General features: G+C 66.6%; 14 protein-coding genes. All 14 read left to right on the forward strand.

What is annotated here, in order from left to right; translation table 11 throughout:
• Positions 1 to 3 precede the first annotated feature (3 nt).
• The 14 genes from METFAM1_RS0119795 (at position 4) to folC (ending at position 15,295) form a co-directional block, all read left to right on the forward strand.
• The gene (locus METFAM1_RS0119795; protein ID WP_019917317.1) at positions 4 to 1,161 is read left to right on the forward strand and encodes an MFS transporter; all 1,158 of its coding nucleotides are present in this window, start codon (positions 4 to 6) and stop codon (positions 1,159 to 1,161) included.
• Positions 1,162 to 1,231: 70 nt separating this feature from the next.
• On the forward strand, positions 1,232 to 2,638 hold the full coding sequence (leuC, locus tag METFAM1_RS0119800; protein WP_019917318.1) for a 3-isopropylmalate dehydratase large subunit: 1,407 nt from the start codon (positions 1,232 to 1,234) through the stop codon (positions 2,636 to 2,638).
• A gap of 29 nt (positions 2,639 to 2,667) precedes the next feature.
• On the forward strand, positions 2,668 to 2,790 hold the full coding sequence (locus METFAM1_RS0119805) for an entericidin A/B family lipoprotein (RefSeq protein ID WP_019917319.1): 123 nt from the start codon (positions 2,668 to 2,670) through the stop codon (positions 2,788 to 2,790).
• A gap of 20 nt (positions 2,791 to 2,810) precedes the next feature.
• On the forward strand, positions 2,811 to 3,449 hold the full coding sequence (leuD, locus tag METFAM1_RS0119810) for a 3-isopropylmalate dehydratase small subunit (RefSeq protein ID WP_019917320.1): 639 nt from the start codon (positions 2,811 to 2,813) through the stop codon (positions 3,447 to 3,449).
• Positions 3,450 to 3,467: 18 nt separating this feature from the next.
• Positions 3,468 to 4,541, forward strand: coding sequence for a 3-isopropylmalate dehydrogenase (leuB, locus tag METFAM1_RS0119815; protein WP_019917321.1), 1,074 nt, complete (start codon positions 3,468 to 3,470; stop codon positions 4,539 to 4,541).
• A 21-nt stretch (positions 4,542 to 4,562) separates the two neighbouring features.
• Positions 4,563 to 5,678, forward strand: coding sequence for an aspartate-semialdehyde dehydrogenase (gene asd / locus METFAM1_RS0119820; RefSeq protein WP_019917322.1), 1,116 nt, complete (start codon positions 4,563 to 4,565; stop codon positions 5,676 to 5,678).
• A gap of 140 nt (positions 5,679 to 5,818) precedes the next feature.
• A complete protein-coding gene (locus tag METFAM1_RS0119825; protein WP_019917323.1) occupies positions 5,819 to 8,704 on the forward strand; it encodes a motility hub landmark protein FimV in 2,886 nt (961 codons plus the stop codon).
• Between the two features lie 181 nt (positions 8,705 to 8,885).
• Positions 8,886 to 9,518 (forward strand): hypothetical protein, encoded by a 633-nt coding sequence (locus tag METFAM1_RS0119830; RefSeq protein ID WP_019917324.1) that lies wholly within the window; start codon positions 8,886 to 8,888, stop codon positions 9,516 to 9,518.
• Positions 9,519 to 9,522: 4 nt separating this feature from the next.
• Positions 9,523 to 10,317, forward strand: coding sequence for a tRNA pseudouridine(38-40) synthase TruA (gene truA, locus METFAM1_RS0119835; RefSeq protein ID WP_019917325.1), 795 nt, complete (start codon positions 9,523 to 9,525; stop codon positions 10,315 to 10,317).
• Positions 10,318 to 10,355: 38 nt separating this feature from the next.
• The gene (locus METFAM1_RS0119840; protein ID WP_019917326.1) at positions 10,356 to 10,970 is read left to right on the forward strand and encodes a phosphoribosylanthranilate isomerase; all 615 of its coding nucleotides are present in this window, start codon (positions 10,356 to 10,358) and stop codon (positions 10,968 to 10,970) included.
• On the forward strand, positions 10,945 to 12,177 hold the full coding sequence (trpB, locus tag METFAM1_RS0119845) for a tryptophan synthase subunit beta (protein WP_019917330.1): 1,233 nt from the start codon (positions 10,945 to 10,947) through the stop codon (positions 12,175 to 12,177). The genes METFAM1_RS0119840 and trpB overlap by 26 nt, the downstream gene beginning before the upstream one ends.
• Positions 12,178 to 12,241: 64 nt before the next feature.
• Positions 12,242 to 13,054 (forward strand): tryptophan synthase subunit alpha, encoded by an 813-nt coding sequence (trpA, locus tag METFAM1_RS0119850; protein ID WP_019917331.1) that lies wholly within the window; start codon positions 12,242 to 12,244, stop codon positions 13,052 to 13,054.
• Complete coding sequence (gene accD, locus METFAM1_RS0119855; RefSeq protein WP_019917332.1) at positions 13,051 to 13,920, forward strand: acetyl-CoA carboxylase, carboxyltransferase subunit beta; 870 nt, start codon at positions 13,051 to 13,053, stop codon at positions 13,918 to 13,920. Before trpA ends, accD begins: the two co-directional genes overlap by 4 nt.
• 55 nt (positions 13,921 to 13,975) lie before the next feature.
• A complete protein-coding gene (gene folC / locus METFAM1_RS0119860; protein WP_019917333.1) occupies positions 13,976 to 15,295 on the forward strand; it encodes a bifunctional tetrahydrofolate synthase/dihydrofolate synthase in 1,320 nt (439 codons plus the stop codon).
• Position 15,296 lies beyond the last annotated feature (1 nt).

Genomic DNA, 15,296 nt, shown 5'->3' on the forward strand with positions numbered 1-15,296 from the left:
CCGATGCCGCTCCCCTACTGGCGACTGTCCGCCTACTACCTCTTCTATTTCGCCTTCGTCGGCGCCTTCTCTCCGTATTTCGGGCTCTACCTGTCCTCGATCGGCTTTTCCGCCGCCGACATCGCCATCGTCATGTCGCTGATGCAGGTGATGCGCATCGTCGCACCTGGCATGTGGGGTTGGCTGGCGGACCGCATCGGCGCGCGCACACCCATCATCCGTGGTGCCGGCGCGGCCAGCCTGGCCGGCTTCCTGATCTTCTTCAGTACCGAACAGTTCGTTGGCGTGTTCGTCGCGATGGCGCTGATGTCCTTCTTCTGGAGCGCATCGCTGCCGCTGGTCGAGGCGCTTACGCTGGAGCATCTGAGATCGAAGGTGGCGCGTTATGGCGCCATCCGCGTCTGGGGCTCGATCGGCTTCGTCATCACCGTACTGGCGCTGGGCGAGATGCTGGACCGCACCGGACTGCGCGCTGTGCTGTGGGCCTGCAGCCTGATACTGGGCGGCATCTGCCTGTTCGCCTTCAGCTTGCCGGAGGCGCCGGAACACGCCGACCGTCCGCGCGCCACCGAAGGGCTGCGCGACATCCTGCGCCGCCGTCCGGTGGCCGGGCTGTTCGGTGCCGCGTTCTTCATGAGCTGTGCGCACGGTGCGCTATACGTCTTCTATTCCATCCATCTCGACGAGCACGGTTACAGCAAGAGCCTGATCGGCGCCTTGTGGACGCTCGGCGTGCTGGCGGAGATCGCCGTCTTCCTGTGGATGCCTTCGCTGATGCGCCGCTTCACGCTGCGCGCCATGCTGCTGGCGGCACTGGCCGCTGCCGTGCTGCGCTTCGCGATGATAGGTTGGCTGGTCGATTCTCTTCCCTGGCTGCTGGCGGCCCAGTTGCTGCACGGCCTGACTTTCGGCGCTTTCCACGCCAGCTCGGTGGCGGCGCTGAACCAGTGGTTCGACGCCCGCCAGCAGGGTCGGGCGCAGGCGCTCTACGGCAGCGTGTCCTTCGGTGCCGGCGGCATGGTTGGCGGGCTGATCAGCGGCTGGATGTGGGCGCCGCTCGGCGGCGGCTGGGCCTTCGTGCTCAGTTCGGTGTTCGCGCTGGCCGGATGTCTGCTGCTGGCGCGCATGTGGCCGCCGGGTGAAGTGGTCAGGAGCGGCTGATCGCTGCCGGCTGGATGCTGCGCCGCAAGGTTATAATCCCCGGTTTCGCTGATCAGCCGGAATCGTTGCAATGGCGCAAACGCTTTACGACAAGCTGTGGTCCAGTCATGTGGTGCATACCGAAGATGACGGTACCGCACTGCTCTACATCGACCGTCACCTGGTGCATGAAGTCACCAGCCCGCAGGCCTTCGAAGGTCTGCGACTGGCCAATCGCAAGCCCTGGCGCGTCGATTCCATCGTCGCGACGGCCGACCACAATGTGCCGACCGACCGCTCGGAGCAGGGCATTGCCGACCCGACCTCGCGTGCCCAGGTCGAAACGCTGGACGACAACATCCGCGCCTTCGGCGCCTTGGCCTATTTCCCCTTCCGCGACAAGCGCCAGGGCATCGTGCATGTGATCGGCCCGGAGAACGGCGCCACGCTGCCCGGCATGACCGTCGTCTGCGGCGACTCGCACACCTCGACCCACGGCGCTTTCGGCTGTCTTGCGCACGGCATCGGCACCTCCGAAGTCGAGCACGTGATGGCGACGCAGTGCCTGCTGCAGAAGAAGTCGAAGTCCATGCTCATCCGCGTCGAAGGCGAGCTGGGCAAGGGCGTCAGCGCCAAGGACATCGCGCTGTACTTCATCGGCGTCATCGGCACTGCCGGCGGCACCGGCTACGCGATCGAGTTCGGTGGCTCGGCCATCCGCGGCCTGTCGATGGAAGGCCGCATGACCCTGTGCAATATGGCGATCGAGGGCGGCGCCCGCGCCGGCATGGTGGCGGTCGATGACACCACGATCGACTACCTGCGCGGACGGCCGTTCTCGCCGCGCGGCGATCAGTGGGACCGTGCGGTCGAGTACTGGCGCACGCTGAAGTCTGACGACGGCGCGCAGTTCGACCGCGTGGTCGATATCGATGCCCGCAAGATACTGCCGCAGGTGACCTGGGGCACCTCGCCGGAAATGGTGACCGACGTGCGTGGCCAGGTGCCGGCGCCGGAAGATTTCGCCGATCCGGTCAAACGCGAAGGCGTGGCCCGTGCGCTGCAGTACATGGGCCTGACGCCGCGCACGCCGATCGACCAGATCCGCATCGACAAGGTGTTCATCGGCTCCTGTACCAATTCGCGCATCGAGGATCTGCGCGCCGCGGCGCGCGTGATCGAGGGTCGTCGCGTCGCCGACAACGTGAAGCTGGCGCTGGTGGTGCCGGGTTCCGGTCTGGTCAAGGCGCAAGCCGAAGCCGAGGGGCTGGACAAGGTGTTCAAGGCCGCCGGCTTTGAATGGCGCGAGCCTGGCTGTTCGATGTGCCTGGCGATGAACGCCGACCGGCTGGAGCCGGGCGAGCGCTGCGCCTCGACCTCGAACCGCAATTTCGAAGGGCGGCAGGGTGCGGGCGGGCGCACCCATCTGGTCAGCCCGCAGATGGCGGCGGCGGCGGCGATCGCCGGCCGCTTCGCCGATGTGCGTGAAATTGTCTGAATGACTGTCTGATCGAGGAAAAGCAGAACATGAAGCTGATTGCCGTGATCCTGAGCGCGATGACCCTGATGCTGGCCGGCTGCAACACCGTCGAAGGCATCGGCAAGGACATCAAGAAGGGTGGCGAGGCCATCGAGAAGTCCGCAAAGTAAGCGGCGAACCAAGGACAGTCATGAAAGCATTCACCATCCTCGACGGCCTGGTCGCGCCGCTGGACCGCGCCAACGTCGACACCGACGCCATCATTCCGAAGCAGTACCTGAAGTCGATCAAGCGTTCGGGCTTCGGCCCCACGCTGTTCGACGAATGGCGCTATCTCGATGTCGGCCAGCCGGGTCAGGACCACTCGAAGCGTCCGCTGAATCCGGACTTCGTGCTGAACCAGCCGCGTTACAAGGGCGCCAGCGTGTTGCTGGTGCGCGAAAACTTCGGCTGTGGCTCGTCGCGCGAGCACGCGCCGTGGGCGATCGAGGACTACGGTTTCCGCGCCATCATCGGCACCACCTTCGCCGACATCTTCTACAGCAACTGCTTCAAGAACGGCCTGCTGCCGATCCGTCTGCCGGAGAAGGAAGTCGAGCAGCTGTTCCTGCAGTGCGCAGGCACGCCGGGCTACCGCCTGCACATCGACCTCGACAAGCAGGTGGTGGTGCGCCCGGACGGCCACGCAATCAAGTTCGACGTCGATGCCTTCCGCAAGTACTGCCTGATCAACGGTTTCGACGACATCGGCCTGACCCTGCGCCAGGCCGACAAGATCCGCGAGTTCGAAGCGCGTCGCCGCATCGAACAGCCCTGGCTGTTTGCCTGATTCCTACTGGAGCAATCCGTGAAAGTCTGTGTTCTCGCCGGCGACGGCATCGGCCCTGAAATCACTGCCGAAGCACTGCGCGTGCTGGAAGCGCTGCGTACCGACGGCCTGAAGATCGAATTCGAGCACGCGCTGCTCGGCGGCGGCGCAGTGGACGCCACCGGCGACCCCTATCCGGACGCGACCTCGAAGCTGGCGCGCGAAGCCGACGCCATCCTGCTCGGCGCTGTCGGCGGTCCGAAGTGGGACACGCTGCCGCGCGAACAGCGCCCGGAACGCGGTCTGCTGCGCATCCGCGCCGAACTGGGTGTGTTCGCCAATCTGCGCCCGGCCATCCTGTACCCGGAACTGGCCAACGCCTCGTCGCTGAAGCCGGAAATCGTGTCCGGCCTGGACATCCTGATCGTGCGCGAACTGACCGGTGACATCTACTTCGGCCAGCCGCGCGGCATCGAAGTGCGTGATACCCCATGGGGCGAACAGCGCGTGGGCTGGAACACCATGATCTACGCTGAAGAGGAGATCCGCCGCATCGGCCGGGTCGCCTTCCAGGCGGCACGCAAGCGTGGCAAGAAGCTCTGTTCGGTCGACAAGATGAACGTGCTCGAGTGCACCCAGCTGTGGCGCGAAGTCATTTCGGACATGGCCAAGGACTATCCGGACGTCGAACTGAGCCACATGCTGGTCGACAACGCCGCGATGCAGCTGGTGAAGGCGCCCAAGCAGTTCGACGTGGTGGTGACCGGCAACATGTTCGGCGACATCCTGTCGGACGAGGCCTCGATGCTCACCGGCTCGATCGGCATGCTGCCGTCGGCCTCGCTGGACGCCAACAACAAGGGCCTGTATGAGCCCAGTCACGGTTCGGCGCCGGACATCGCCGGCCAGGGCGTGGCCAATCCGCTGGCCACCATCCTGTCGGCGGCGATGATGCTGCGCTACAGCTTCGGCGACGAAGCCGCGGCCGTGCGCATCGAGAATGCGGTACGCAAGGTGCTGGCCCAGGGCTACCGCACTGGCGACATCTTCGAACCGGGCACGACCCGGGTCGGAACGAAGCAGATGGGCGACGCGGTACTCGCGGCCCTGTAACGGACGGACAAGGAAACGGACATGTTGAAGCTCGGTATGGTGGGTTGGCGCGGCATGGTGGGCTCGGTGCTCATGCAGCGCATGCGCGAGGAAAACGATTTCGCACTGGTCGAACCGGTGTTCTTCACGACGTCCAGCGTCGGCGCCGCCGGCCCGGACGTGGGCCAGGGCAGCGTGCCGCTGCTGGATGCGACCGACGTCGCCCAGCTGGCGAAGATGGACGCCATCATCACCTGCCAGGGCGGCGACTACACCAACGAGGTGTATCCGAAGCTGCGCGCCGCCGGCTGGAAGGGCTACTGGATCGACGCCGCCTCGGCGCTGCGCATGAAGGACGACGCCATCATCATTCTCGACCCGGTAAATATGGGCGTGATCAAGGACGGTCTGGCGCGCGGCGTGAAGGACTACATCGGCGGCAACTGCACGGTCAGCCTGATGCTGATGGGTGTCGGCGCGCTGTTCTCGGCCGGTCTGGTCGAGTGGATGAGCGCCATGACCTATCAGGCGGCGTCGGGCGCCGGTGCGCAGAACATGCGCGAACTGCTGAGCCAGATGGGCACCTTGCACAACGTGGCGGCACCGATGCTGAAGGACAACGCCTCGGCCATTCTCGACATCGACCGCGCTGTCACCGACAGCCTGCGCAGCGCCGATTTCCCGAAGGCGAACTTCGGTGTGCCGCTGGCCGGCTCGCTGATCCCCTACATCGACAAGGAACTGGACAGCGGCCAGAGCAAGGAAGAGTGGAAGGGCCAGGCCGAAACCAACAAGATCCTCGGCCGCAGCGGCGCCGAGCTCACGCCGATCGATGGCATCTGTGTCCGTGTTGGCGCGATGCGCTGCCATTCGCAGGCGCTGACCATCAAGTTGAAGCGCGATGTGCCGTTGGACGAGATCGAAAGCATGATCCGCGAAGCCAACGCCTGGGTGAAGTTCGTGCCCAATCATCGCGAGGACAGCATGCGTGACCTGACGCCGGCAGCGGTCAGCGGTTCGCTGACCATTCCGGTCGGTCGCGTACGCAAGCTCAACATGGGGTCGGACTATCTCGGTGCCTTCACCTGCGGCGACCAGCTGCTGTGGGGGGCGGCAGAACCGCTGCGCCGCATGCTGCGTATCCTGGTCGAAGCCTGATGTAGCACCCGGCACGCTGCTTCACCGCAAGCAGCGTGTCGTAACAGACAGTTTCGCAACATAAAGCGACTGTTTAGCTTGCAGGGCTAAGACCATGATGTTATTTTGAGATTTGGGTTTTAGCGCGCGAGGAAAACGCGGTGCGTCATAGCGATAAAAAACATTCGATCCGCCTGCTGACCGCGCTGCTGTCGGCGTTGCCGCTGTCCGTCGGGGCAGCCGGTCTCGGCAAACTCACCGTCCAGTCTGCAATCGGCCAGCCGCTGCGCGCCGAAGTCGAACTCGCCGCCAACGCAGACGAACTTTCCTCGATGTCCGCCAAACTCGCCTCGCCGAGCGCCTTCAAGCAGGCCGGCGTCGAGTTCGCGTCCAGCCTCGCCGGTGTCAGGATCGCTGTTGACAAGCGTGGCGGCCGCCCGGTGCTGGTGGTGACCAGCGACCGCGTGGTCAACGAACCCTATCTCGACATGCTGATCGAGTTGAACTGGGCCTCCGGTCGACTCGTCCGCGAGTACACCTTCCTGCTCGATCCAGCCGACATGCCGCGCCCGGCACCGGTCGAACCGGTGGCCGTACCCGGCAGCAGCGCTTCGAGGACCGTTGCTGCTGCGCCGGCCGTTGCACCGACCCGCGCACAGGCGGCCGATGGCACGTATGAAGTGCGCCGCGGCGACACACTGCGCCGTATCGCCACCGAAAATGCGCCGTCCGGCGTTAGTCTCGACCAGATGCTGGTTGCGCTGGTGCGCGCCAATCCGGACGCATTCGACGGCGGCAACATGAACCGCCTGCGCGCTGGCCGCATCCTCAGCATTCCCGATCAGTCGGCCGCCGAAGCCGTGTCGCCGCAGGAGGCGCGCAGCATCGTCGCTGCCCAGACCGCAGATTTCGCCGCCTACCGCGCCCGCCTGGCCGGCAGCGTCGCGACCCCGTCGTCGGCCGCCGATGCCGGTGGCCGCAGTTCCGGCGGCAAGATCGAGGCGCGGGTCGAAGACAAGGCACCGGCCGCCGCTGCCGCCTCCGATCAGGTGCGAGTGTCGAAGTCCGCTGCCGACACCGGCAAGATCAGTGCTCTCGAAGAGGAAGTGATCGCCAAGGATCGTGCGCTGAAGGACGCCAACAGCCGTCTGGCCGACCTCGAGCGCAACGTTCGTGAATTGCAGAAGATGGTGGAGCTGAAGAGCACGCCGATGGCCGAAGCGCAGCAGAAGGCGGCGACGCCGCCTGCAGCAGTGCCTGCGCCTGCGCCGGCACCCGCTCCTGCGCCGGCACCCAAGGCCGAAGAGAAGCCGGTGCCCGACCTGATTGCCGGCGCCGACAGCAAGAAGCCGGAAGCGCCCGCTGAGAAGGCGGGGGACAAGCCGGTTCCCGACCTGATCGCGCTGGCGGACGAGAAGCCCGCTGCCGAGGCGCCGAAGGCCGAGCCTGCTCCGACCCCGGCCCCCGCTGCCGAGGCGCCGAAGGAAGCGCCGGCCGCACCGCCGGCGGCGACCGACGAAGAACCGGAAGCGGCGATCGAGGAACCGGGCTTGCTGTCCGATCCGGGTACGCTCGCCGGCCTCGCTGGCATCCTCGTGCTGCTGCTCGGCTATCTCGGCTACCGCAAGTACAAGGCCAAGGCGCCCGCGCCCGATGTGGCGCCGCCGTCGACCACGGCCGGCATGGAAGCGGTGCCGGTGTCGACCTCCATCATCGGTGCAACCGGTGGTGGCCAGAGCGTCGATACCAGTGCCAGTTCGATCCAGACCGATTTCAGCCAGTCCTCGCTGTCGTCGATCGACGCCGACGAGGGTGTTGATCCGGTGGCAGAGGCGGACGTGTACATGGCTTATGGCCGCGACGCCCAGGCCGAGGAAATCCTGCTCGAAGCATTGAAGAGCGAGCCAAGCCGGCACGCCATTCATCTGAAGCTGCTCGAGATCTACGCGCAGCGCAAGTCGGTTAAGCAGTTCGAAACGCTGGCGACCGAGCTGTACGCGCAGACCGGCGGCAAGGGCGCCGACTGGGAAAAAGCCGCGCAGATGGGTCGTGCGGTCGATCCGACGAATCCGCTGTATGGCGGTTCACCGGAAGCCGCGCCGGACAGCGACGCACAGGCGGCCATGGCCGCCACGGTGGTCGTCGCCGGTGCCGACAAGATGCGCGACACCTGGACGCTGCCGGGCGACATCGGCCAGCTGGTTTCCGGCGATGCCCCGGACGAAAATCTGGCAACCGTGGCGCTGGATGCGCCGCCGGTGCTCACCGATCTCGATGTCGATGTGCCGGCTTCGCCGGCCGATGCCGGTCTCGACTTCGATCTCGACGTGCCGCCAGCGGAGGCTGCACCGCAGCTGCCGACCGTCGGCGTGGCGACCACGCTGACCAAGCCGGGCGAGGAATCCGAAGGCGAATCGTCGCTGGACTTCGATCTCGGTCTCGACTTCACGGCCGACAAGCCGGAAGGCGAGGACGTGAGCACGCTGGTGCTGGAGAAGAACGTCGCCGAAACCGCCGAGACGCTGGCCCAGCAGGACGCACCCGCCTTCGATCTCGACCTGTCGCTGCCCAGTGAGCCGGCGGCAGAAGGAGGTGAGGACGCCGCAGCGGTGGTCGATCTCGAGCGCACCGACATCGGCAACCTGATCGATTTCAATTTCGACGCGGCCGATGCGCCGGTTCCGGCTCAGGCTGCCGAGCCGGTGATCGATCTGTCGGACATCAATCTCGACCTCGGCGCCGATCCTTCGACGCTCGCGACCGACGTCGTGGGCGATGTCGGCAAGGCCCTGGCCGAAGCCGCGCCGCCGGCCGACGAACTGCCGCCGTCGGCAGTGTCGACGGTGATCAATCCGGAAGACATGCTGGGCGGCGAGGAGCCGCCGCAGACCGCGGCCGAGGAAGCCGAAACCAAGCTCGAACTGGCGCGCGCCTACGAAGAGATGGGTGACAAGGAAGGTGCGCGTGAATTGCTGCAGGAGGTCGTGCGCGAAGGCACGGCCGAACAGCAGGCGCAGGCCAACGACATGCTCGGCCGCCTCGCCTGACCCGGACGGCCGGGCCGGGACGCCCTGCGTTCCGCCGGCCTTTCGCCACGGAAAGCCGGCCTCGTGCCGGCTTTTTCGTTTGATGCGCATGCGGCGCCGCTGACGCGGATGCGCAGCCGCCGCCGGGCGCGGTATGCTCGGCGCCCTCTCTTCATCGACGGTGTCCATGCAAAGGCCCCCGATGCCGCTGCGCGTTCCGGCGGCGAAATTCCTGTCGCTGCACGGTGCCACGCTGCTCGCCATCTGGCTGGTGTGGCTGCTGGCCGGGCAGGGTGCCGCATCTCCCCGTCACGGGATCTGGGTGGCGTGCAGCCTGCTGGCGGCAAGCCTGCTCGCGCCGCGCCGTGCGCTGCACTTGCTTCGTCGCCTGCGCTGGCTGTTCCTCGCCATTGCCATCACCTTTTCGCTGGGCACGCCCGGACGTTTGCTGATCGACGACTTCACCGCCGGGCCGACCATCGAAGGTCTTCGCGCCGCTGCGCATGCCGCACTGCATCTCGCGGCGATGGCCGCCTGCGTGGCCGTGCTGCTCGACCGCATGACGCTGCCGCAACTGGCCGGTGCGATGCACCGGCTGCTGCATCCGCTGTCGTGTGAACGCCCGGGGCCAGACACCTTCGCGCTGCGCCTGCAACTGGTGCTGCGCGACCTGGAACAGCCGCCGGCACGTGGCGCCTGGCGCAGCTGGCTGCGTCCGCCGGAGGCCGAACTGGCGCCACTGCCAGTCGAGCCCTGCGCGCCGCTGCGTGCTGCCGACGCGCTGGCCATTGCGCTGGCGCTCGCTGCCTGTGTCACCTGGGTGAAGCTGGGGTGAACCGATGAGGATTGCACTCGGGGTCGAGTACGACGGCGCCGGCTTTCGCGGCTGGCAGTCGCAGCCGGTCGGGCCGACCGTGCAGGACGCGCTGGAGGCAGCACTCGGTGCCATCGCCGCCCACCCGGTGCGCGTGCAGGCCTCCGGCCGCACCGACACCGGCGTGCACGCGACGGCCCAGGTCGTGCATTTCGATGCCGCCGTCGAGCGGCCGGACACGGCCTGGGTGCGCGGCTGCAATGCGCTGCTGCCGAAGGGCGTCGCCGTGCGCTGGGCGCAGCCGGTGGCCGACGATTTCAACGCGCGCTTTTCAGCGCATGCACGCAGCTACCGTTACTGCCTCTACAACAACCCGGTGCGGCCGGCGATCGCCGCCTCGCTGGCCGGCTGGTTCCACCGCCCGCTCGACGCGGCGCGCATGGCTGAGGCCGCTGCCGTGCTGGTCGGCGAACACGACTTCTCCGCCTTCCGCTCGTCCGAGTGCCAGGCGAAGAGCCCGGTGCGCACGATGACGGCACTCGATATCCGGCGCCGCGGTGACTGGATCACCTTCGATCTGAGCGCCAATGCCTTCCTTCACCACATGGTGCGCAACATCGTCGGTGCGCTGGTGGAGATCGGCTGTGCCCGGCGCGAACCGGACTGGATGGCCTCGCTGCTGGCGCAGCGCGACCGCCGGCTGGCCGCGCCAACCTTTGCCGCCGCCGGCCTCTATCTGGTCGGTGTCGGCTACGATGCGCACTGGGGTCTGCCGGCAGAGGGCCTCTTCCGCCTGCCGCCGGTCGGCCCGTCTGACTGAATCAACGGGAAATCAACGTGCGCAGGACTCGCATCAAGGTGTGCGGTTTCACCCGCGAAGCCGATCTGGACGGTGCGCTGGCACTCGGCGTGGACGCCGTCGGCTTCGTGCTCTACCCGCCGAGCCCGCGTGCGGTGACGGTCGCGCGGGCGGCCGCACTGGCGCGCCGGGTGCCGCCCTTCGTCACTCGCGTCGGCCTGTTCGTCAATGAGGACGCGGCCGCGGTCGAGCGGGCGGCCCGTGAGGCCGCACTCGATCTGCTGCAATTCCATGGTGACGAAAGTGCCGAATACTGCGAACGCTTCGGCCTGCCCTGGATCAAAGCGGTCCGGGTGAGGCCGGAAACGGATTTGCTAGAATGCGCAGACCGTTTCCGCGGCGCGCGGGCATTGCTGCTCGACGCCTGGTCGGAAGCATGGGGTGGTTCGGGAAAGCGCTTCGACTGGAGTCTTATCCCGCCGTCGCTGCCGATGCCGCTCATCCTGTCCGGTGGTCTCGATCCGGACAACGTGGCCGAGGCGGTCCGCAACATCCGGCCGGCAGCGGTCGATGTGAGCAGTGGCGTGGAATCGGCCAAGGGCATCAAGGACGTCGCCAGAGTGGCGGCGTTCATATCAGGAGTGGAGCATGGGGAAGCAAGATCTGCCGGCTGAGGTATCTGCCTCGGCCTACAACTATCCGGACGCTCTGGGTCATTTCGGTCCTTACGGTGGCGTGTTCGTCGCCGAAACCCTGATCGCCGCGCTCGACGAACTGCGTGTCGAGTACGACAAGCTGAAGGACGATCCGGCCTTCCGCGCCGAGTACGAATACGAACTGAAGCACTACGTCGGACGCCCGAGCCCGGTCTATCACGCCCGACGCCTGTCCGACCACTGCGGCGGCGCGCAGATCTACCTCAAGCGCGAAGACCTGAACCACACCGGCGCGCACAAGATCAACAACGTGATCGGCCAGGCCATGGTGGCCAAGCACATGGGCAAGCCGCGCGTGATCGCCGAAACCGGCGCCGGTCAGCACGGCGTTGCCACCGCGACCATCGCCGCCCGCCTGGGCATGGAGTGCGTTGTCTACATGGGCAGCGAGGACGTGAAGCGTCAGGCCGCCAACGTGTATCGCATGAAGCTGCTGGGTGCCACCGTGGTGCCGGTTGAATGCGGCTCGAAGACGCTGAAGGACGCGCTGAACGAGGCGATGCGCGACTGGGTCACCAATGTCGCCAACACCTTCTACATCATCGGCACGGTCGCCGGTCCGCATCCCTACCCGATGATGGTGCGCGACTTCCAGAAGATCATCGGCGAAGAGTGCCTGTGGCAGATGCCGGAAATGATCCAGCGTCAGCCGGACGCCGTGGTCGCCTGCGTCGGCGGCGGCTCCAACGCGATGGGCATCTTCTATCCCTACATTCCCTACCCGGACGTGCGCCTGATCGGCGTCGAGGCGGGCGGCCACGGTCTGGCCAGCGGCCAGCACTCGGCCTCGCTCACCGCCGGTCGTCCGGGCGTGCTGCACGGCAACCGTACCTATCTGCTGCAGGACGAGAACGGCCAGATCATCGAAACGCACTCGGTGTCGGCCGGTCTGGATTACCCCGGTGTGGGCCCCGAGCACGCATGGCTGAAGGACACCAGCCGCGCCGAGTACGTGACGATCAACGACGACGAGGCACTTGAAGCCTTCCACCGCATGTGCCGCACCGAAGGCATCATTCCGGCGCTGGAGTCGTCGCACGCGATCGCCTACGCGATGAAGCTGGCGGCCACGATGCCGAAGGACGCAGCCATCCTGGTGAACCTGTCCGGTCGCGGCGACAAGGACATGCACACCGTGGCCGAGAAATCCGGCATCAAGTTCTGACGCGTTCCCGATCAACCTGTTGCCGGTCGGGGCGCGCAAGCGGTCCGGCCGGCGGTTTCAATACATGTCCCGAATCGCTTCCACCCTGTCCTCACTCGAATCGGCCGGCCGCAAGGCGCTGATTCCCTTCATCACCGCGGGTGATCCCGATCTTTCTCTGACCGTGCCGCTGATGCACACGCTGGTCGATGCCGGCGCCGACATCATCGAGCTCGGCGTGCCGTTTTCCGACCCGATGGCCGACGGCCCGACCATCCAGCGCTCTTCCGAGCGCGCACTGCTCAAGAAGGTGTCGCTGCGCAACGTGATCGCGGCGGTGGCGGAGTTCCGCACCACCGACACGCGCACACCGGTGGTGCTGATGGGTTATGCGAACCCGATCGAGGCGATGGGTGTGGATGCCTTTGCCGAGGCGGCTGCGAAAGCAGGTGCCGACGGCGTGCTGGTGGTCGACTATCCGCCGGAGGAATCGCATGACTTTGCCGCCAAGATACGTGCGCTGGGTCTGGACGTGATCTTCCTGGTTGCGCCGACCTCGACCGAGAAGCGCATCCAGGCGGTCGGCGAGATCGGCAGCGGCTACATCTATTACGTGTCGCTGAAGGGCGTGACCGGCGCCGGCCATATCGACGTGAGCGAGGTGGCGAAGCGCATCCCGGCCATCCGCAAGTCGGTCGGCATGCCGGTTGGCGTCGGCTTCGGCATCCGTGACGGTGCGTCGGCGAAGGCCCTGTCCGCCGTGGCCGACGGTGTCGTCATCGGCAGTCGCATCATCGAAGAAATCGAAGGCAGCCCGGCGGACCAGGTGCTGCCGCGCGTCAAGGCGCTGGTCGGCAGCATCCGTCAGGCGATGGACAGCCAGGAGGTCACGGCATGAGCTGGTTGCAGAAACTTCTTCCCCCGAAGATCAACCGCAGCGAGGCGGCCGGCCGCAAGTCGGTGCCGGAGGGCCTGTGGTCGAAATGCCCGGCCTGTGAGGCAGTGCTCTACACCGCCGACCTGGCGGCCAACCAGAACGTCTGCCCGAAGTGCAATCACCACTCGCGCATGCGCGCGCGGGCGCGCCTCGACGGCCTGCTCGATCGTGAAGGACGGTTCGAGATCGGCAACGAAGTCATGCCGGTCGATCCGCTCAAGTTCCGCGACAGCAAGCGCTACGCCGACCGCCTCAATGCTGCGGCCGACGACACCGGTGAAGGTGACGCGCTGGTCGTCATGCAGGGCGCGATCAAGACGGTACCGGTGGTCGTGGCGTGTTTCGAATTTGAATTCCTCGGCGGCTCGATGGGTTCAGTCGTCGGCGAGCGCTTCGTGCGCGGCGTGCGGCTGGCGGTCGAGCAGCGTCTGCCCTTCATCTGCATCGCAGCCAGCGGCGGCGCGCGGATGCAGGAAGGCCTGTTCTCGCTGATGCAGATGGCCAAGACCACGGCCGCGCTGACCCAACTGTCGCAGAACCGCCTGCCTTTCATTTCCGTGCTGACCGATCCGACCATGGGCGGTGTGTCCGCCAGCTTCGCCTTCATGGGCGACGTGGTGATCGCCGAGCCGGGCGCGCTGATCGGCTTCGCCGGTCCGCGCGTGATCGAGCAGACGGTGCGCGAGAAGCTGCCGGAAGGTTTCCAGCGCGCCGAGTTTCTGCTGGAGAAGGGCGCCGTCGACATGATCGTCGACCGTCGCGAGATGCCGGACCGCATCGCCGGGCTGCTGGCTGCGCTGCAGCGCATGCCGGCGCTGGCGAGCTGAGCCGGCTTCGCCTAATATCCGCGTCCGCCCAGATTTCGGCCTGCCCAGCCCATTCATGTATTCGACCCTGCCCGAGTGGCTGCAGCATCTCGAAAGCCTGCACCCGAAGGTGATCCAGCTCGGACTGGATCGCGTGCTCAGCGTCAAGAAGGCGCTCGGCGTGGTGCAGACGGTGCCGGTGTTCATCGTCGGCGGCACCAACGGCAAAGGTTCTACCTGCGCCATGCTGGAGCGCATCCTGCGTTGCGCTGGTTACCGCGTCGGCACCTATACCTCGCCGCACCTGCTCGCCTACAACGAGCGCGTGCGCATCAACGGCGAGCCGGCCAGTGACGAAGCGCTGTGCCAGGGCTTTGCTGAAGTCGAGCAGGCGCGTGGCGACATCGCGCTGACCTATTTCGAGTTCGGCACGCTGGGCGCCTGGCAGGTGTTCGAGCGCGCCAATCTCGACGTCATCGTGATGGAAGTCGGCCTCGGCGGCCGACTGGACGCGGTGAATGCCTTCGACGCCGACTGTGCCATCGTCACCAGCGTCGACCTGGATCACATGGAATACCTCGGCGATACGCGCGAACTGATCGGCCGCGAAAAGGCGGGCATCTTCCGCGCCGGTCGCCCGGCCATCGTCGGCGACCCGGTGCCGCCGCAGACCGTGATCGACTACGCCGAATCCATCGGCGCCGTGCTGAAGATTTCCGGCCGTGACTTCGGTTTTGGCGGTGATCGTCAGCAATGGGGCTACTGGCGACGCGACCCCGACCGCCTGGTCAAGCGCGGCGGTCTGGGCTATCCGGCGCTGCGCGGTGCCAACCAGTTGCTGAACGCGTCTGCCGTCATCACTGCGCTCGATTCGATGTCGGACCGGCTGCCGGTCACCGTCGGCGACATCCGCCTCGGCCTGGCGACCGTCGAACTGCCCGGTCGCTTCCAGGTCATGCCCGGACGGCCGGCGGTCATCTTCGACGTTGCGCACAACCCGCACGCCGCGTCGGTGCTGAACGAGAACCTCTCGAGCATGGGCTTCTATCCGGAAACCTGGGCGGTTCTCGGCATGTTGCGCGACAAGGACATCGGAGGTGTGCTCGACCGCCTGAAGGGGCGCATCGACCACTGGATGCTGTGCGATCTGGGCGGCCCGCGCGGTACGCCGGCCTCGGACATCGCCGCGATGATCACGGAACGCGGCATCGCCGGCTCGGTCGCTTGCTTTGCGTCGCCGGTCGAGGCCTGGCAGGCGACCCGGGAGCGCGTGGGGGGCGATGATAGAATCGTGGTTTTCGGATCCTTCCTGACCGTGGCCGAAGTGATGCGCGAGTACGCGCAGTCGCCGCGGCCGCCGCTGCCGGACGCCGCCACACCGCCCGCCAAGGGCTGAT

The organism is Methyloversatilis discipulorum, assembly GCF_000527135.1.
In the GTDB taxonomy this organism is placed as follows: domain Bacteria; phylum Pseudomonadota; class Gammaproteobacteria; order Burkholderiales; family Rhodocyclaceae; genus Methyloversatilis; species Methyloversatilis discipulorum.